General features: G+C 41.3%; 15 protein-coding genes. 11 read left to right on the forward strand and 4 right to left on the reverse strand.

The genetic code is table 11. The annotated features are described in order from the left end of the window. Positions 1 to 939, forward strand: a complete 939-nt coding sequence (locus ACYVTD_RS00575) for a bile acid:sodium symporter family protein (protein ID WP_461245831.1) — start codon at positions 1 to 3, stop codon at positions 937 to 939. Here ACYVTD_RS00575 and ACYVTD_RS00580 read toward each other — a convergent pair. From ACYVTD_RS00580 to ACYVTD_RS00590, 3 genes are read right to left on the reverse strand one after another with little or no spacing between them, the layout of a single operon-like run. Then, complete coding sequence (locus ACYVTD_RS00580; protein ID WP_461245832.1) at positions 926 to 1,810, reverse strand: polymerase; 885 nt, start codon at positions 1,808 to 1,810, stop codon at positions 926 to 928. The genes ACYVTD_RS00575 and ACYVTD_RS00580 overlap by 14 nt on opposite strands. A 5-nt stretch (positions 1,811 to 1,815) precedes the next feature. After that, positions 1,816 to 3,153: a LysM peptidoglycan-binding domain-containing protein gene (locus ACYVTD_RS00585; RefSeq protein ID WP_461245833.1), complete on the reverse strand. Its 1,338-nt coding sequence runs from the start codon at positions 3,151 to 3,153 to the stop codon at positions 1,816 to 1,818. A gap of 26 nt (positions 3,154 to 3,179) precedes the next feature. Continuing rightward, complete coding sequence (locus ACYVTD_RS00590) at positions 3,180 to 4,190, reverse strand: tetratricopeptide repeat protein (RefSeq protein ID WP_461245834.1); 1,011 nt, start codon at positions 4,188 to 4,190, stop codon at positions 3,180 to 3,182. Positions 4,191 to 4,338: 148 nt separating this feature from the next. Here ACYVTD_RS00590 and ACYVTD_RS00595 point away from each other — a divergent pair, with 148 nt between their 5' ends. The 3 genes from ACYVTD_RS00595 to vapC all read left to right on the forward strand — a co-directional run bounded on the left by ACYVTD_RS00595 (position 4,339) and on the right by vapC (position 6,999). Beyond that, complete coding sequence (locus ACYVTD_RS00595; protein WP_461245835.1) at positions 4,339 to 6,069, forward strand: tetratricopeptide repeat protein; 1,731 nt, start codon at positions 4,339 to 4,341, stop codon at positions 6,067 to 6,069. Between the two features lie 340 nt (positions 6,070 to 6,409). Then, complete coding sequence (locus ACYVTD_RS00600; RefSeq protein WP_461245836.1) at positions 6,410 to 6,613, forward strand: hypothetical protein; 204 nt, start codon at positions 6,410 to 6,412, stop codon at positions 6,611 to 6,613. Further along, positions 6,610 to 6,999, forward strand: a complete 390-nt coding sequence (vapC, locus tag ACYVTD_RS00605; protein WP_461245837.1) for a type II toxin-antitoxin system VapC family toxin — start codon at positions 6,610 to 6,612, stop codon at positions 6,997 to 6,999. Before ACYVTD_RS00600 ends, vapC begins: the two co-directional genes overlap by 4 nt. Positions 7,000 to 7,418: 419 nt before the next feature. Here vapC and ACYVTD_RS00610 read toward each other — a convergent pair whose 3' ends face one another. Beyond that, complete coding sequence (locus tag ACYVTD_RS00610) at positions 7,419 to 8,369, reverse strand: homoserine O-succinyltransferase (RefSeq protein ID WP_461245838.1); 951 nt, start codon at positions 8,367 to 8,369, stop codon at positions 7,419 to 7,421. Positions 8,370 to 8,585: 216 nt separating this feature from the next. Here ACYVTD_RS00610 and ACYVTD_RS00615 point away from each other — a divergent pair, with 216 nt between their 5' ends. The 7 genes from ACYVTD_RS00615 to truB all read left to right on the forward strand — a co-directional run bounded on the left by ACYVTD_RS00615 (position 8,586) and on the right by truB (position 18,600). Then, a complete protein-coding gene (locus tag ACYVTD_RS00615; RefSeq protein ID WP_461245839.1) occupies positions 8,586 to 9,605 on the forward strand; it encodes an HD-GYP domain-containing protein in 1,020 nt (339 codons plus the stop codon). Then, the gene (locus ACYVTD_RS00620) at positions 9,605 to 12,787 is read left to right on the forward strand and encodes an ATP-binding protein (RefSeq protein ID WP_461245840.1); all 3,183 of its coding nucleotides are present in this window, start codon (positions 9,605 to 9,607) and stop codon (positions 12,785 to 12,787) included. The genes ACYVTD_RS00615 and ACYVTD_RS00620 overlap by 1 nt, the downstream gene beginning before the upstream one ends. A 141-nt stretch (positions 12,788 to 12,928) precedes the next feature. After that, positions 12,929 to 13,402: an LSm family protein gene (locus tag ACYVTD_RS00625; RefSeq protein ID WP_461245841.1), complete on the forward strand. Its 474-nt coding sequence runs from the start codon at positions 12,929 to 12,931 to the stop codon at positions 13,400 to 13,402. Between the two features lies 1 nt (position 13,403). Further along, entirely contained in the window at positions 13,404 to 14,879 is a 1,476-nt protein-coding gene (gene nusA / locus ACYVTD_RS00630) for a transcription termination factor NusA (protein WP_461245842.1), read from the forward strand. Positions 14,880 to 14,889: 10 nt separating this feature from the next. Beyond that, positions 14,890 to 17,364: a translation initiation factor IF-2 gene (infB, locus tag ACYVTD_RS00635; protein WP_461245843.1), complete on the forward strand. Its 2,475-nt coding sequence runs from the start codon at positions 14,890 to 14,892 to the stop codon at positions 17,362 to 17,364. Then, positions 17,364 to 17,750 (forward strand): 30S ribosome-binding factor RbfA, encoded by a 387-nt coding sequence (gene rbfA, locus ACYVTD_RS00640; RefSeq protein WP_461245844.1) that lies wholly within the window; start codon positions 17,364 to 17,366, stop codon positions 17,748 to 17,750. Before infB ends, rbfA begins: the two co-directional genes overlap by 1 nt. Next, complete coding sequence (gene truB, locus ACYVTD_RS00645) at positions 17,701 to 18,600, forward strand: tRNA pseudouridine(55) synthase TruB (protein WP_461245845.1); 900 nt, start codon at positions 17,701 to 17,703, stop codon at positions 18,598 to 18,600. Before rbfA ends, truB begins: the two co-directional genes overlap by 50 nt. Positions 18,601 to 18,616: the final 16 nt, after the last annotated feature.

Below are 18,616 nucleotides of genomic sequence, written 5' to 3' on the forward strand. Positions count from 1 at the left end.
ATGTTAAAAGACAGCCTTTTAAGGTTAAATCACTCTATGGACAGGCTTATGCCTTTTATTACTCCTTTGTCCGTAGCGCTTGGTTTGCTTTTCCCCAATTTTTTTCTTCCGTTACGCCCCTATGTCATTTTATTGTTCAGTATTATGACATTTTCAGGCGCATTAAAACTTACCGCCGTTGAATTAGGCACTTCAATAAAAAGTCCCGCTCCTATTTTGCTTTTTTTTATTTCAACCCATGTATTAATGCCGTTAGCAGCTCTTTTTTTATCTTCGCAATTTATTAAAGATACAGATATTATCGCCGGTTTTGTGCTTCTTTTTGCCGGTCCTACGGCGGTGTCAGGTTTTATCTGGTCGGCAATTTATAAAGGAGACAAGGCATTAGGGCTTTCTTTAATTTTGCTTGATACCTTGCTTGCCCCGCTTGTTGTTCCGGCGACGCTTTCAATTCTTATGGGGACAAAAGTAGCAATGGACATGAGCGGTATAGCGGTTTCATTAATATTTATGGTTGTGGTTCCAACAATAATAGGCGTTGCGTTAAACGAAACAAGTAGGGGCGCGATACCGCAAAAAATTTGTCCCGCAGTAGACCCTTTTGCCAAATTCTGCCTGATGCTTGTTATTGCGGCTAATTCAGCGGCAATAGCGAATATTTTAAAATTTGATGACCCGCTTCTTTGGAAAACAGGCGTTCTTTGTTTGTTTTTAACGGCTTCAAGTTTTCTGCTTGCGAGGCTTAACGGCATTGTAACTAAATGCGACAATGAAAAAACCGCCGCCCTTGTTATTGCAGGCGGATTACGCAATAACAGCGCGGTTATGACGCTTGCTGTAACATTTTTGCCGGAAGCTGCGGTTTTGCCTACATTGATGAGTATTATTTTACAGCAATCAATAGCCGCGATAATGGGCAGATTAATTATTCGCCGCTGAATTCATAGCGCAGGGCTGATTCGTCAAAAATAAAAACAACTTTACCCTGCGAAAGCAGTCTGCGGTTTTCTTCGGAAGAAATAATTGTCATTGCGTCGCTTTTTTCGATAATAAGGTCTGTAGGTTTAACTCCAAAAACACCTTGAGCGAAAATGCGTAACGGTCTGTCACCGACAATTTTTTGTAATTCCGCAGAAAGCCCTGACGGATTTTTTTGAAAAATATTTTTAGCCGCTGAATATCGTACCATAGTGCCTTCAAATTTAGATTCCAGCATATTGCGATCATAAATAAGGTTCATATCGCTGTCCCAAATTTTAGGAAACAGGCATGGAACGGGCATGGCGACGCTGTTCATTCCATGTATGGGAAGTTTATCCAAGGCGATAATGACTATCCCCGTATGCCGCGCAGTGGAAATGGGGATTAATGTTTTTAAAACAGGAGATGCTCTTTTATGGGTTAAAAGCATAGAGCTAATAGATGAAATTGGTATTGTTATGGACGAAGTAATATTTTTCATGTCAGGGGAAAGAGCGGGCGATGATGAGTTTGCCCTGCGGGAAATTGTCTCTACTTGTTCAAGGGTTAATTCGCCTGAATTGACAAGGTCTTCTATGGTGGTAGAAGAATCTACTTGCAACCCCAAAAGGCACGGCTCTATAAGGCGTAAATAATTTGAATTTAAAAGTGATTCCCCATGTGTTCTGCCGGCGGGAAGTTTTAACCCCGCTTGAGCCAGATTAAAGGAAACTGCCGCATTAATGCGTAATGTGTCCCATTCTACCGAGCCTGAAATTCCCGTTTTTCCCTGTCCAAAGACACCCATAACGGAGAAGAAAATTAAAGTTAAAATTATCAGTTTTTTCATAGTAACTATTCTAATATTATCGGCACTCTAATCGTTCTTCCTTCATGCAGAATATCGGTTATTTTAAGCCCGTTTGCCTCCGCCAGGACTTGGGGTTCAATCCCGTATTTTCTGCCTAAAGACCAGAAAGTTTCGCCTTTTTGCACAATATGGGTATCCGTAAAGTTGGGCGGTACGGTTACCTGCCTGTTTTGCAGCGTATTTTGCGGTTGGTTTTGGTTTTTGGGCGCAGGCGCGTTACCAAATGCCGGAATAATGATAGTTTCCCCTATTTTTAAATATCTGCCGGAAAGACCGGGATTGTGCTGTTCAATTATTTTTACGTCTATCCCGTAATTCCTCGACATTGACCATAAAGTGTCGCCGGTTTTAACCACATGGTAATGGTAACGGATCAATTTTAGATCGTCGCTTTCAACGGCATTTGTAATTTTTTCAAGATGTTCTGCGGGGATTTTTAACCTGTAGTTTACGTCTGCGGGGCTTATCCCATGAAGAAGTTCCGCATTAAGACGGCGTAATAGCTCTTTGGAAACGCCTGTTTCCTCTGCAAGAATATCAATGGAAACCTGGCGTTTTAGTGGAATTGCCGTCCAGTCTACTTTTTCATGCCAGATGTTGATTCCGTATTTTCGCGGTTGGGAAATAATATAATTTGCCGCGATTAATTTGGGTACAAAATGCTGAGTTTCCTGCCTTAAATCGCCCCTCTTTACAAGTTCCCAGTAATCATGCCTTCCTGTCTTTTTTACTGTTTTGCTAACTGCGCCCAGTCCGCTGTTGTATGCCGCAAGCGCAAGTTCCCAACTGCCTAGCGTTCTGTAATTTTCTTCCAGTTTTAGCAGGGCGGCTTTTGTCGCTTTTTCAAAATCGCGCCGCTCGTCAATAAGGTCTGTAACCCTTATGTTGTATGGAGCAATGCTGTTTAGCATAAATTGCCAAAGACCCACCGCGCCCGACTTACTCCTTGCCGTTATCACAAAACCCGATTCAATAACAGGAAGATAAGCCAATTCAGGCGGCATATTAAGGCGGGCGGCTTCTTCCTTGATAAACGGCAGATAAAGACTCCCTCTCTCTAAAACGGCGTTAAGAGTGGCAATTCCATGAGGACTTGAAAACTGTTTAATGTAACGCTGTGTTAAAGGCTGTTCAAGAGCCGTTTCCGTAATAAGCGAATTTCCAGCAGGCGTAAAAACCTGCATGGAGCGGTTAGAAGGGAGAGGAAGCGAAGGATCGGGCTGTTTACCGCGTAAAGGGCGGCTTTCTTCCGTCTGCGCCCATGTAAAATTGATAATGAAAAATAAAAAAAAGATGAAACTAAGCCTACGCATTTTGTCCATTCTTATCCGTTTAAACGCCGATTTGCTCAAAATTTCTCTCCGTAGTAAATCCCCGCCCATTCCCATCTTCCGTGAATTTCAGGATCTTGCGGGAAATAAATTTTTCTAAAATATAAATGCCATGTATTAAGCGAGAATGACCAACCGGTCGTTTTTAAAAACGCTTCGGTTGAATTTGAAGAAGCGTCCAGAGTCGGAGAATATTTGATATGGTTGCCGTACATAAATTGCTCAAGATTAAATTTGTTCATACCAATATCATCGGTTTCTACCTGTTCCCAAGAGCGGGCGAAAAAGTTTACCTTTGTCTGGTATCTCATAAGGGCGCTGGCGTTGCCTGCGTCAATAGCCGCTTCTATGGCGCTTCTTAACGAGGTAAGACTGTCAAAAGTCCAGTCTTTTTGAGACCTGCTAAAGTCAACTTGATGTTTTGCGTGTTGATCTGCGTATGGGAAACCGGGTATTATAGTCCCGGAATACGGCAGATAATTTGTATATGCCGCAACCGCGCCGTTCCAGTCTCCGGCTTGTTCGCAAGCCTGACCAAGCATAAAATAACTGGTTCCCAGATCGATTTTATCGGCAAATCTGGAGATAAGCTCTTTGTAATACCAAACTTTGCGGTCTACCTTGACGTTCTCGTTGATAAGATTGCGCAGGCATACAAGGTGGATTGATTCGTCGTTTATGATGAAATCAGGGTAATTTTTAATGATTAAATCAAAGTAAAGGGTGGCGATAGGTCTTGATTCCTGTTGAACATAGGCGTATGCAATCATTAAAAAATAGTAGCCGTTATAAGGGTCAGCCGGATTATTAATTGTTTTTTCGCTTAAAAAATGTATAACTCTTTCATAATCATTTAACCGCGCGAAACTTGTGGCAATCTCCCTTGTTACGGCAAATTCTCCATCACTGCCCGTGTCTTCGTTTTTAAGCAGGTTAAAAAGCTCTACAAGGTTTTTCCTGTCTTCCTTTGAGCCTGTAAGGTAATAAGGATCGATGCCGGAAGAATGAAAATTGCATGATATTGCCATAAAAACCGATAATATTAATGTGAAATACATTAAAAAGCTAAGTTTTTTATTAATATCCATTGTTTATGATAGTATCATTATGTTAGTATTTTGTATATGTGATCTATATCATTTCTCCTGTAAATTTTTTATTTTTGGATAATAAACAGTGGTTTTAAAAAAGTGGAATAGCCTTTTTATATTTTTTTTCTTCGCATTGGTCATTTTTTCCTGTAAATCAGGACCTGAATCCTCACAATCCGAGCCGCGGCAACCTACCGAAAAAAAAGAAAAAAACACAAAAAAACAATCCAATAATAATCAGCCTTCAGGCAGTCTCGCGGAAGAAATACGCGGTTTGACAGAAACAGGAATTTTGTCATCTATGGTTCAAGCGGTGGAATTAATCCGAAACAGGGATTTAAGCGGATCGGAATTTGGACGCACTATGTCTGGAATTAATATAATATTGATAAGGCTGATTTACCCCGATTCACCGGCAAAACTTCCTACTGTAGATCTTCCGCAAACATCAAATTATGCCAAGATAATAAGGGAAGCTGAAAAAGGCGTTTATGTCCAGCCCGCCTCAAACTCGACCGATTTTTTTGAGCATATTTTACCGTTTTTAGCGATAAATGAGCAAACAGAATCGACCGTTCTTGCGAATATTTTAAGTAATGTTGAAAAAGCGCAAACATTAAGACCCAATTCCGTTTTGCCGCCGTTGTTTCAGGGGCTGATACATCAGCGTGAGGGCAGAAATAGTCAGGCGGAAAAGTCTTTCAAACAGGCGTACGACATTTCCGATGAATGTTACCCGGCAAGGATAGGTTTTGCCCGAGCAAGGAGAAAAGCAGGTAATACGCAGGAAGCTATCGCTATTTTATCCGAATTAATTATCCGTTACCCTGACAGTACGCAAATAAAAAGAGAGCTCGCAATTTGTTATTATGAAAACCATGACTTATCGCGGGCGTTATCCTCTATTGACGAGATTCTGCAAGCAGACCCAAGAGACGGAGAAATTCTTTTACTTAAAGCGGCTATTTTGCTAGAGCAGGGACAATTTTCACAATCAAACGCTTCGCTTGACAGTTACGCGTCGATTAATTCAAATAACAGAAATTATCTTTTTTTACGCGCAAGAGTGCAAGCCGAAGGAAATAGAAACCGCGATTCGGCGTTGAACTATCTACGCTCAATTTTGCGCGTTAATGCCGATGATGCGGAAGTTCTTGTTTATGCCGCTGGTTTACTGATGGAGTCGCAACGCGACGAAGATCAAACCGAGGGCAGGGAAATGTTGGAACGCCTCAAACAGAAAAACAGTTCTTCTGTAGAAGTGTTAAGTTTGAGCGTAAAGGACGCAATTCAAAGGGAAAAATGGCAGGAAGCGCAAGGGTATTTGAATCGTATTCTTGCCGTCCGCCGCACACCCCAGGATTTAACAGATGCGTACACTGTTGAGCGCGGACTTGGAAATAACGCAAGGGCGCTTAACTTTGCCCGCGAATTGTATGATCGTGATAATTCTAATCACGATTACGCGGCGGTTTATATTTCCGCTCTGATTAATTCTGGCAGAAAAGACGAAGCTTCCCGTATTCTGGAAATCCGGATTATTACAGTGCCCGGCGGTCAAATATATAGCAAATATTATTATCTGCGAAGCCGTTTACAGCCCAATCAAGAAGACATTCTAGCCAATCTGCGCTCAAGCCTTTTTGAAGACCCCAGAAATCTTGACGCCCTTATAGCCACCTTTGAAATCTACCACAACCGTCGCGAAGAACGCCGCGCAGTCTACTACCTAAAACAGGCGCTTGCCATAGCTCCCGATCACCCTGCTTTGAAGCGTTATGAGAAGGAGTATGCTTCGTTGTTAAGCAAGAATTAAAGGGGCTGTGCAATAAGTTTGAATTTTACCACGAACCACACGAACCAGGAGCGAACCTAGAAAGATAAACTATAGATTACTTAAATTAGCATAAGAGATTACGGATTAAGGCAGAGAAGATTTTTGCTTGACAAATACGCCCAAAAAACGCAAGATATTACCATGAGTGAAAGAACCGCCATGTTAAGCAAAAAGTCCCCAAATAATCCGCTTTTGCAAAAACGCAATTGTGGGGTAGCATAGAGAAAGCGAAATGCTATCCACTAACATGGTTTGTGGTTGATAATAAATACTTGCGATTTTGCCGTAAAAAAGATATATTTAATATATAGGAGTTTTTATGCTTGCGGTAAAAGGTATATATAATGGGGCAACGGTTGTTTTGGATAGCAAACCACCTATTAAAGAATGTGAAGTAATTGTTAATTTTCCGGACATTTCTATTTCTGAACATAAACAAAAAAACAGCCTAAAACAAATCCTAAAGTACAGAGGGCAGGACATTTGGGAAGGCGATATTGAAGAAATGAGAAGTCCTAGATGAATACCATACTTGTAGATACAACTATCTGGGTAGATTTTTTTCGCGAAAAGGAAACAAAACAGGCAAATGTATTACAACAATTAATTGAAGAAGAAAATAATATTTGCATTTGCCCTATAATTTACCAAGAGGTTTTGCAGGGCGTTAAAGACGAAAATATATTTACGGAAATAAAAAGTATTTTGAAGAATGTTACAATGATAAATACCCCAATAATGACCGTAGTAGATCATGCAATAGATTTATACCGAAGTTTAAGAAAAGAGGGAATAACAATACGAAAACCGTATGATTGCTTAATAGCGCCTCCTATGCAATACTTGAAGATATTTATCTTTTACATAATGATTCAGATTTCAGTCAAATGGAAAATAAAAGTAATTTAAAAGTTTATGTATATTAATTTTTTGCGTTTGGGGCAATACTTTCTTTGCCTCGGGAATATACTAGACACATAAGGCGTTTGCCCCAGACCTCACAGAAAGTATTAATCAGTAAAAAGCGAAGAAAGGTCAGACCTTTGGTCTGCGGCTCGCAGGTTGGGCATGGAGCGGTATCAAATTACTGTAAATATTCAACTCAATGAAATTGTAAGCTTTTGTTCCTGTATAGCTTTTTCTAACTGAGTGGTTTGTGGTATAATAAGTACGATAGTATAATTTTACATAAAAACAGGTGCTTTCTTTAGGAGCGCGATATAAGTATGAAAGAAATAAAAGTTTCCCATCAAATATCTTGTCGTGGTTCGCATTGGTTCGTGTGGTTCGTGGTAAAAAAATTCTCCGTCTTCTGTTCGTAGTAACCCCTACAATCCCCACCCTATAAATTCATCGCTTTCCGTTAAATCATCTAAATTATAAGGTGTTTCCTGATACACGTAATTCAACCAGTTATTAAAAAACAGATTAGCGTGCGCGCGCCAACGAACAACTGGCGGTTTTGAAGGATCATTATCGGGATAATAATTAATTGGCACTTCAATCGGCAAACCTTTTGAGACATCGCGTTTGTATTCTTTGTCTAGCGTTAGCGGATCATATTCCATGTGTCCTGTAACATAAATTTCCCTGCCCCCGCGCGCGGTGGCGATAAAAACCCCCGCTTGCGGAGTCTCGGATAAAATTGTCAGTTGTTTTTCAGCCGCTATTTTATCTCTATCGCTTGCGGTATGACGCGACTGAGGAGCCAAAAATTCATCGTCGAATCCTCGGAATAGTAAATGATGTTGTTCTTTTACAGTATGAGGAAAAACCCCAAATAATTTTTTATCCAACTTATACTTTGGAATGCCGTATCTGTAATAAAGTCCGGCTTGCGCGCCCCAACAAATGTGTAAATTGGAAAAAACATTCTTTTGCGAATAATCAATTATTTTTGTAAGCTCATCCCAATAATCAACTTCCTCAAAAGGCAGAGTTTCAACAGGCGCGCCCGTGATTATAAGCCCGTCAAAACGTACCTTCCTATTGATTATTTCCTCGGCGCTTATGTAGAACTTTTCCAAATGTCCGGGCGGGGCGTTTTTTGACGTGTGGCTGCCCATGTTCAAAAATGTAATATCAACCTGTAGCGGGCTGTTGCCTAATAGCCTTAAAAGTTGAATTTCAGTGTCTATTGTGGTGGGCATTAAATTGATTATTCCCACCCTTAAAGACCTAATATCCTGAGATTCGGCGCGGTCTTCCGTCATGGCGAAAATATACTCGTTACATAAGGTGTCGTATGCCGGCAATTCCCTTGGTATTTTTATTGGCATGTCTCATTTTTAGCATATTTCTCGGCAAATTGCCAATATTTTCATTCTAATAATATGTAAAAAGGGTCATTTTTAAGCATTATATTGGCAAATTTACATAATTGCTCTATTCTTATTGCCATTTTAATCGAAGTGGTTTAAATTTATAGTAGAGTATTTTTATCAGAAAAAAGTTATTAAAGGAGACCCGAAACAAAGGTGTTTCGGAACATCTACATGAAAACAATATTTGTTGTTGATGACAGCGATACAAATTTATCTATGGCGGAAGCGGTACTTGAAGATCAATACCGTGTAATGACGATGCCGTCAGCGGCAAAAATGTTTAATCTTTTGGGAAAAATTATCCCGGATTTGATACTTCTTGATATAGAGATGCCGGAAATGGACGGGTTTGAAGCCTTAAAAAAGCTAAAATCCGAAAACGCTTGGGCGGAAATTCCTGTTATTTTTCTTACAGGACGCAACAATGCGGAAGTAGAAGCGCATGGTTTTGAGCTTGGAGCCGTAGATTTTATAACAAAGCCGTTTTCCGCCCCCGTACTGCTTAATCGCTTAAAAACCCATCTTGGAATTGATGAAATTATTCATGAACGTACTGAAAAATTGCACGCGCTTCAAAATAGTATTGTCGCGGTTTTGGCGGATATGGTAGAAACACGCGATAAGGGAACAGGCGGTCATATTGAACGCACGTCCAAGTATATTGATATATTGATTAAAGAAATGAAAGAACGCGGGGTGTATGCCGAAGAAATCAGCGGCTGGGATCTTGAAAAAATTGTTTCATCGGCGCGTATGCACGATCTTGGGAAAATTTCCATTACCGATACTATCGTTAATAAGCCGGGTAAACTTACTGACGATGAATATGAAGCGATGAAAGGTCACGCCAAAGAAGGCGAGCGCATCATAGACGAAATTATTTCGCGCACGGGCGAAGGCGACTTCCTGCTTAACGCAAAATTATTTGCCGGAACTCATCATGAAAGATGGGACGGTAAAGGTTATCCGCGCGGACTTAAAGAAACTGAAATCCCCCTGCAGGGGCGAATAATGGCGATAGTAGATGTTTATGACGCGCTTGTTTCCGAGCGCCCGTATAAAAGAGCGTTTTCGGATGATGAAGCGATAAATATTATTATGCAAAATTCAGGAACTCATTTTGATCCAAAAATAGCTAATCTATTTTATGAAGTAAGGGATCATATAAAAGCGGTAAAGGCGGCCACCTAATGGGGTTGTGGCTGAAGAAAATTCTTCAATTAATAACACATGCGCAGTTCTTGTTTGTTGTCGCGGCGTTTGCCCTTATGGTTTTCTTTAGCTATTTTTTTATGAGTGATATTGAGCGTAAGCATTTAATGAGAGACGCCGATTATGTATTTGATAACGTACAGCTTTTTATAGATGACAGAATAGGTAAATATGATAATGACCCGTTAAGTATGACAAAAGAAATATTTGATTATGTTATTAATGCTAAAGTTACAGATAACAGTTATGGAATTCTTATAGACTGCGATTTTAACGTGCTTGCCCACCCTCACCCCGCTTATATAGGCAAGAATATAAATCAAATGAACGACGGTCCCGCCATAAAAAAAGAATTAGAGGACGGTAAAACAGTTTCAGAAAGAAAAGCAACCGATTATAACGGAGGAGACTCAATCCTTTTTGCAAGACGGTTAAATAACGGCTGGTATATGGCAATAATCGCGTATGCGGAAAATTATTATAAAAGCATAAATAGAATTAGCAGAATTTTAATAACATTAGGTGTCATCTTTGCGGCTATTTTAAGCGTAATTTTATTAGGAATGCTTTATGCGAAAAGAATAGCGGAAGAGCGCACAAAAATAATGTTGGATGCTACCCCTCTTTGTTCTAATTTTTGGAATAATAAATATGAAAATATAGATTGTAATAACGAGGCTTTTAAATTATTCGGGTTATCCAGTAAAAAAGAATATCTTGATAATTTTTATAAATTGTCTCCTGAATATCAACCGGACGGAAAATTATCAAAAGATAAAACCATAGAATATGTAAAAAAAGCGTTTGAAGAAGGTTATAATCGTTTTGAATGGATACATCGCACTCTTAAAGGCGAGTTGATACCGTGCGAAATTATTCTTGTAAGAGTACAGCAAAAAAAAGAAAGTATGGTTTGCGGCTATACGCGCGATTTACGTGAAATTAAAACAATGATGTCTAAAATGCGCGAAGCGGACGAATGTACGCAAGTTTTGTTTGATGCTACGCCGCTTAGCAGTTTTATGGTTGATAAACAATTAAAAATAATTGAATGTAATCAGGAAATTGTAAGAATGTTAGGTCTGCGGGAAAAACAGGAATTTATCGAAAAAATGTACGACTTTTTCCCTGAGTATCAGCCTTCGGGCGAGGATTCAAAAGAACGACTCAATGAGTATTTTGATTCGGCGTTTGACGAAGGTTATTGCCGCTTTGAATGGATGCATCAAAAACTTGACGGAGAGCAGATACCTACGGAAGTTTCATTGGTTCGCGTTAAATTCCGCGGCGAGTATGCCGTTGCCGGTTTTATCAGAGATTTAAGAGAATTAAAAACAATGATAGCCGAAATGCAAAAGGCGAAAATTGCGGAAGAAAGCAGTAAGGCAAAGAGCGATTTTCTTGCGAAGATGAGCCATGAAATCCGCACCCCCATGAACGCTATTCTTGGTATTACGGAAATTCAATTACAGGATAAGGCTCTTCCGATAACGACAAAAGAAGCGCTTGAAAGAATTTACAATTCCGGCGATTTATTGCTTGGCATAATAAACGATATTCTGGATCTTTCCAAAATAGAAGCGGGAAAATTGGAATTGCACGTAAAGCAATATGATATTGCTAGCCTTATTCACGATACTGTAAAACTTAATATTTTACGCTATGAAAATAAACCGATAGAATTTAAATTGATTGTAAATGAAAATGTGCCGTTAACTCTGGATGGCGACGAATTAAGAATTAAACAAATTTTAAATAACATTCTTTCTAATGCGTTTAAATATACGCAGGAAGGACAGATAGAATTTGAGCTGTCCGCAGAAAAACAAGAAAACAGCTCTACAAACATAATAATATTCCGTGTCAGCGATACGGGACAGGGAATGACAACCGAGCAGGTAAATAAACTCGGAGACAAATTCAACCGCTTTAACATGGAAGCCAACCGTAAAACAGAAGGTACGGGGCTTGGCATGAATATCACAATGAATTTAATTCAAATGATGAAAGGGATCATAAATATAGACAGTACTCCCGGTTTGGGTTCTACCTTTATTGTGCGTTTGCCGCAAGAGCGTGTTAATGATGATGTTATCGGCAAAGAAATGGCTGAAAATCTAATGAACATGAATTTGAAAAATACTACAAAAATAAGGAACGCTCAAATAACGCAGGAATTTATGCCGTATGGACGCGTTCTTGTTGTAGATGATGTCGAAACAAACCTGTATGTATCTCGCGGACTAATGGCTCCTTACGGAATATCGGTAGATACCGCAATAAGCGGATTTGAAGCAATAGAAAAAGTAAGAAACGGAGCGTCGTACGATATTATTTTTATGGATCACATGATGCCGAAGATGGACGGAATAGAAGCGGCAAAAATTATCCGTGATTTTGGATATACAAGACCGATAGTCGCATTAACCGCTAACGCTCTTGCGGGACAGGCGGAGATATTTTTAAAGAACGGCTTTGACGATTATATTTCCAAACCGATAGATATACGCCAGTTAAACAGCGTACTTAACAAATTAATACGCGACAAACAGCCGGAAGAAGTGTTAAAAGAAGCGCGTAAACAAAAGAACAATCTGTATGCCGCGGGCAATCATAATATTGCCGTTGAACCGCAATTAGCCGAGTATTTTAAACGGGACGCTAAAAAAGCAATAAGAATTTTAAGCATGATTTGCGAAAATAAATGCCGTAGGGAAGCCGATGTTTCAGCCTACATAATCAATGTACATTCCATGAAAAGCGCCCTTGCGAATGTGGGAGAAAACGAGCTTTCTAACGAGGCTTCGCAGTTGGAGCAAATAGGGAGAGACAATAATATCGATCTTATTTTATCTTCGCTTCCGGCGTTTTTAGAGAAATTGAATAAAGTTGTTGAAAAATTTGATACCTCCGAAGAAGACGCCGCCGCAGAAGACGCAGGACAGCAAACAATAGATTTGGCTGTTTTAACGGAAAAATTGAACGCTATTCAGACGGCATGCGCTTCTTACGATAAAAAAGCCGCAAAAACGGCGTTATCGGAACTAAAACAAATGAATTATAGGGCGATAAAAGAACAGCTCAGTTTAATAGATGAACACATTTTACACAGTGATTTTGACGAAGCCGCAAGCGTTGCCAAGAGTATACAAATTTCCTAATTTTCTATTGACATTTTTAAAAAAAAAAGCTAGTTTTATATCAGTTTAGTTTTTCATTTAAAAAGGGCTCCAAGTAACCTGAGGTTAAAACCTCTAAGTTACAGAGACCTTTTTTTTATGGTTTGGCTCCAAGGGTGGGATATGCAGTATACCGGCAAAGATGCCGAGAATTCGGAAATTTCAGCCGTGCGGCAGCCGATTGAGGCTGTTCTAAAAGGGTTGGGTTTTAATCTTGTCGAATTTGTCGTTTCCCGGCATAAGGGAAGCGTCCAAATTAGGGCGGTGATTTACAACGGTAAAAGCATCGGCACGGACGACTGCACAAAGGCGCATCGCGCTATAATGCCACGGCTGGAACTTGAGTTTGAAGGACAGGATATCTACTTGGAAGTGTCATCTCCCGGAGTAGACAGACTGATTAAAAACGGAGCCGAATTTGCCAATTATATTGGCAGAGGAGTGCGGTGTTACCGCACCGACATTTCCGATTGGACGGCGGGAATTTTAGAAACCGTCGAAGAAAAGGGAATTATCGTAAAGACAAAAGAAGGAAGCGTCAAAATGGATTTTGATATAATTGCCAAAGCCAAACTTGACTCTTCGCAGGAGGTATAAATTGGGAACAGATATGTCGCAGGCGATTCGTCAGATAAATCAGGATCGTGGTATTCCTGAAGAGCTGATACTGCGGACTATAGAAGATACGCTGATTGCCGCATATAAACACCGTTTTGGCAATGCGGACAACGCTGTTGTACAATTTAATGAAGAAAATCTGGAAGTCTCTATTTTCGCAAAGAAAAAGGTAGTGGAACAGGACGGCGTTTATGATCCTGTAACCGAAATTGATCTGCTTGAAGCTAAAGAACTAAACCCGGAAGCCGAAGTAGGCGATGAAATACTGGTGGATATCGATCCAAAACAATTTGATCGCATAACGGTTCAAAGCGCTAAACAAAAAGCCCATCAGACAATCAGGGATATTCAAAAGGACAGTCTTTATTCCGAATTCAAGGATAAAGAAGGAGAAATAATATTTGGTTATTACCAGCGGGAACGCAACGGCACTATTTATGTGAACATCGGTAAAATAGAAGGCATCCTTCCAAAGAAATACCAGTCCCCAAGGGAAATATACCATGTAAATGACAGAATAAAATCGCTTATTGCTGAAGTAAAAAAAGATTCATCGGGGCTTCAAATTGTTCTTTCAAGAACGCATACGGAATTTGTACGCGCTATTTTTGAGCTTGAAGTTCCGGAAATCTACGACAAGACCGTGGAAATACACAAAATTGTCCGCGAGCCGGGCTTTCGCACAAAACTTGCGGTTTTCTCAAACCGCGAAGATGTTGATCCTGTCGGCGCGTGCGTCGGGCTTAAAGGTGTTCGCATTCAGGCGGTAATAAAAGAATTGGAAGGGGAAAAGATAGATATTCTTAAATATGATCCCGACCCAAGAAGATTTATTAAAAACGCCCTCTCTCCCGCAGAAGTGCGTGATGTGATAATTTTAGACGAAGGCAAACATCAGGCGTTAGCTGTAGTTAGCGATTCAATGTTGTCTCTTGCAATAGGCAAACAGGGGCTTAATGTCCGCCTTGCGAACAGGCTTGTAGACTGGAACATTGACGTAAAAACCGAATCGCAATTTGCGGAAATGGATATTGCCGCAGAGTCCCGTCGCGCGGTTTCCGAATTGTTCGGCGACACTGAGTCTTACGAAGATGAAATTTCCAAAATCGGAGAGCTTCCCAATGTTGACAGCCGCGTCGCGCAAATCCTTCTTGATAACGGCATTGAATTAATCGAAGATTTCCTAGGCATTGTTCATGAAGAACTGATCGCAAAAGGATTGTCTTCCGAGGAACTTGACGGACTGCGTAAACTTATCGAAGAACATGTTGAAATTGTAGAAGAAGAAGCAGCTTTTGAAGAAGAGGAAGAAAAAGCGGAAGAGGAAACAAGCGAAGAGACAAGCGAAGCTGAAGAATATGAATGTCCCGAATGCGGAGCCAAGATAACTGTAGAAATGACAACTTGTCCAAGCTGCGGTATCGGACTTAGTTTTGAATACGAAGAGGAGGAGTGAGATAGGATATATGGCTGAAGAAACTGACAAAAATAAAAAACCAAAAGCTCAGTTAATTAAACATTCGCAAAGCGAAGAGAATGCGACGGAGAAAAAATCGGAGCAGGCTGAACATCGTAAGGTAAAGGTTGTAATGAAAAAACCAACCGCCGCTCCAAAAAAATCTTCTCCAAAAGTAGTTGTCAGCGCGCCTTCAGGAAAATCCGCTCACTCCAAAAAAACAGAAGACAAAGAAAAAAAACCCGCGCATGAGCCGGCGGAAAAGGGCGCTTCTTTTCAAATGCAACAGCGTCCCGCCGCTGCAGCAGGCAGGGTAGGCGGCAAATTAGTCGGCGGTAAAGCTCCCCCTCATCATGCAGGACGACAGGGGGGACAGAGAGGAAATAGAACCGAATCTGGCGCTTCAGGCGGCAGAGGTGGTTTTGGACAGCGTCAGGGCGGCGGCGGTACGGGACAATCGCAAAGATCTGGCGGTTTTTCGCCGAGAGGCGGCGCAGGCGGAAACAAGCAATTCGGCGGCGGTGGTGGTTTTAACCGAGGCGGACAGGGCGGTAATCGAGGCGGTTTCGGCGGAGTAGCGCCAACAGGACCAATACCCGAAGGAAAGGGACCCGCAAAACGCAAATTTATAACTAAAAAAACCAGTTATAACCGTAAAGAAAAAGAACTTGAGATGGAAGAAAAACTTCTCCAGACAAAGAAAAAAATAACGCATATTGCGAACCCTGTGCCAAAGTCAATTGATATTATGGAAGTAATCTCGGTATCAGAGTTGGCGCGTAAAATGAATTTAAAAGCGTCAGACTTAATAACAAAACTTATGAGCATGGGGCAGATGGTTACGATAAACCAGCAAATTGACGCGGATACCGCGACCATTCTTGCGGCGGAGTTCGGGGCAGATGTAAAAATAGTCAGTCTCTACGATGAGACAGTAATAGAAACAACTTCCGACGACAATGTGGCTCTTCTTCCACGCCCTCCTGTTGTTACCGTTATGGGACATGTCGATCACGGAAAAACAAAATTATTGGACGCTATCCGTAAATCGGACGTAGTGTCGGGCGAATTTGGCGGCATTACCCAGCACATCGGTGCGTACATGGTTGAAACTCCGCACGGCGCTCTTACATTCCTTGACACGCCCGGTCATGAAGCGTTTACGCGAATGAGGGCGAGAGGAGCGCAAATAACGGACATTGTAGTGCTTGTTGTAGCCGCCGACGATGGCGTTATGCCTCAAACAATCGAGGCTATCAATCACGCTAAAGACGCTAAAGTGCCGATTATTGTCGCTGTAAATAAAATTGATAAACCGGAAGCAAACCCAGACAGAGTAAAAAGCCAGCTTTCAGAACTTGGTCTAATGCCTGAAGATTGGGGCGGACAGACAATTTTCGTTGAACTATCTGCTCTGCAAAAAACAGGTATTGATAAATTAATTGAATCAATTTTATTGGAAGCCGAGCTTTTGGATTTACGCTCTAATTTCCAATGCAGCGCGGAAGGTAAAGTTCTTGAATCAAAAGTCGATCACGGAAGAGGCATTGTTGCCACAGTAATGGTAGAAAGAGGAACTCTTGCGATTGGAGACGCTTATGTAGCCGGTATTTGGCCCGGCAAAGTACGCGCGATTTTTAACGATAAGGGAGAAAAAATAAATAAGGCGACTCCTTCCATGCCCGTTGAAGTTCTTGGCTTTGAAGGAATTCCCAACGCCGGAGACCCGTTTCAGGTGGTCGATGATGAAAAAATCGCACGCGAATTTTCAGCCAAGCGGCAGGAGTTACGCCGTTTTGAAGACGCAAAAATACTCAGAAAAGTAACAATGGACAACTTGCATGACATGATAAGCGATGGAACGATTCAAGAATTAAAAGTAATTATTAAAGCGGACGTTCAAGGCTCTGCGGAAGCGTTAAAATCAAGTTTGGAAAAATTAAGCACAAAAGAAATACGCTTGCATGTAATTCAGGCGCTCCCAGGTCCCGTTAACGAAGGCGACGTAGACCTTGCTATTGCGTCAAAAGCGATAATTATCAGTTTTAACGTTCGCCCCTTACCCAAAGCGAAGATTCTGGCGGATCAGGAAAAAGTAGACATCAGAAAATACAATATTATTTACAGAGCGGTAGACGAAATAAGACTTGCCATGGAAGGAATGTTAAAACCGGATACAAAAGAAGAAGTAATAGGAACAGTGGAAGTCCGTGATACCTTCAAAGTGCCAAAAATCGGAACTATTGCCGGGTGTTATGTGCAAACAGGAGTTGTCAAGCGAAGCTGCACTATTAATGTTATTCGGGATCAAGTTGTTATTCATAACGGAAAGATCGCGTCATTAAAACGATTCAAGGACGACGCCCGTGAAGTCGCAGCGGGCTATGAATGCGGTATTGGTTTGGAAGGTTTTGACGATATTCATGTTGGCGATATGTTTGAAGCTATCGAAACCGTAGAAATCGCCCGCAAATTGAGTTCTTAATGCCGGCTTTCAGAACGGAGCGTCTTGGGCAGACGATACAGGAAAAAATAGGCTCTCTTATTCTAGAAGGCAAAATAAAAGATTCTCGCGTTAATACATTTCTTTCCATAACCAAAGTAGACGTATCAAAAGACCTGTCCTTTGCCGATGTTTATGTTTCCGACATTCGCGGTAAAATAAACGAAAAAGAAGTAGAAGGTTTGCAAAGCGCGGCAGGCTTTATTCAGTCCCAGCTTGGAGCTACAATGCATATCAGAAAAATTCCCCGCCTTCGTTTTCATGCTGATAAAAGCATAGGCGAAAGTTTTGATATAATAAAAAAAATAGAGGAACTTGTTGAACCAGAACACAAAAACGCCCCAATCGGGACTGATACTGCTGAATAAAAACTCCGGCGTTACTTCCTTTGAAGCGTTAGGTGAAATAAAACGCGCCCTTGGAACGGGGAAAGTAGGGCACACCGGAACTTTGGATAAATTCGCACAAGGGCTTTTATTGGTTCTTACAGGCAGGGCGCTTAGGCTTACTCCTTATTTTTCCCATTGCGACAAACAGTACAAAGGGCGTATTCACTTTGGCGTAGAAACCGACACCCTCGACCCTAAGGGCGATGTAATAGCTGAGGCTGAACCGCCTTCGCGCGAAAGGGTAGAGCAGGCACTTAAAATGTTTAAAGGCGAAATAATGCAAAAACCGCCTGTTTTTTCCGCTATTCACATAAACGGACAGCGAGCCAGTAAACTTGCCAGAAGCGGCGAGGCTCCTGAAATGAAAGAAAGACCAGTAACCATTTACAACTTGGAACTTGAAGAATGGCAGCCGCCCTTTGCCGATATTTTTGTCCACTGTTCAAGCGGCACTTACATACGTTCCCTTGCAAGGGACATTGCATTGGCGGCGGGAAGCAGGGCGTATCTGTCTTCGCTGATACGGACTAAAGTAGCGGGATTTTCCCTTGAAATGGCTGACAACGCAATTAACTCTCCACGCCCCATAACCAAAACAGTAATCGTCGCACTTGGTCTGCCTTGGTACGAAGTTACGCCGCCCGAAGCAGAAAATATTTTTCATGGCAAACCCCTTGCGCAAATTCTGGGCGAGAAACCGCTCTTTCCACAGAATACGCTCTCAACTCATAATGCGACGGATTTTTCTGCGGCAGTATTTAGCGGGGAAACCCTTATCGCTGTTGTGGAAAAGTCATGCGGCGTATGGAAATACGGCTGTGTGTTATGAGAAAAACCCCTCGACA

This window comes from Treponema sp. R6D11, assembly GCF_054786075.1.

Coding starts and splice junctions, on each gene's coding strand:
- ACYVTD_RS00585 (WP_461245833.1), bottom strand. CDS start 3,153: ATGGACAAAATGCGTAGGCTTAGTTTCATCTTTTTTTTATTTTTCATT.
- ACYVTD_RS00610 (WP_461245838.1), bottom strand. CDS start 8,369: ATGCCAATAAAAATACCAAGGGAATTGCCGGCATACGACACCTTATGT.
- ACYVTD_RS00590 (WP_461245834.1), bottom strand. CDS start 4,190: ATGGCAATATCATGCAATTTTCATTCTTCCGGCATCGATCCTTATTAC.
- infB (WP_461245843.1), top strand. CDS start 14,890: ATGGCTGAAGAAACTGACAAAAATAAAAAACCAAAAGCTCAGTTAATT.
- vapC (WP_461245837.1), top strand. CDS start 6,610: ATGAATACCATACTTGTAGATACAACTATCTGGGTAGATTTTTTTCGC.
- rbfA (WP_461245844.1), top strand. CDS start 17,364: ATGCCGGCTTTCAGAACGGAGCGTCTTGGGCAGACGATACAGGAAAAA.
- ACYVTD_RS00600 (WP_461245836.1), top strand. CDS start 6,410: ATGCTTGCGGTAAAAGGTATATATAATGGGGCAACGGTTGTTTTGGAT.
- ACYVTD_RS00625 (WP_461245841.1), top strand. CDS start 12,929: ATGCAGTATACCGGCAAAGATGCCGAGAATTCGGAAATTTCAGCCGTG.
- ACYVTD_RS00575 (WP_461245831.1), top strand. CDS start 1: ATGTTAAAAGACAGCCTTTTAAGGTTAAATCACTCTATGGACAGGCTT.
- ACYVTD_RS00580 (WP_461245832.1), bottom strand. CDS start 1,810: ATGAAAAAACTGATAATTTTAACTTTAATTTTCTTCTCCGTTATGGGT.
- ACYVTD_RS00615 (WP_461245839.1), top strand. CDS start 8,586: ATGAAAACAATATTTGTTGTTGATGACAGCGATACAAATTTATCTATG.
- ACYVTD_RS00620 (WP_461245840.1), top strand. CDS start 9,605: ATGGGGTTGTGGCTGAAGAAAATTCTTCAATTAATAACACATGCGCAG.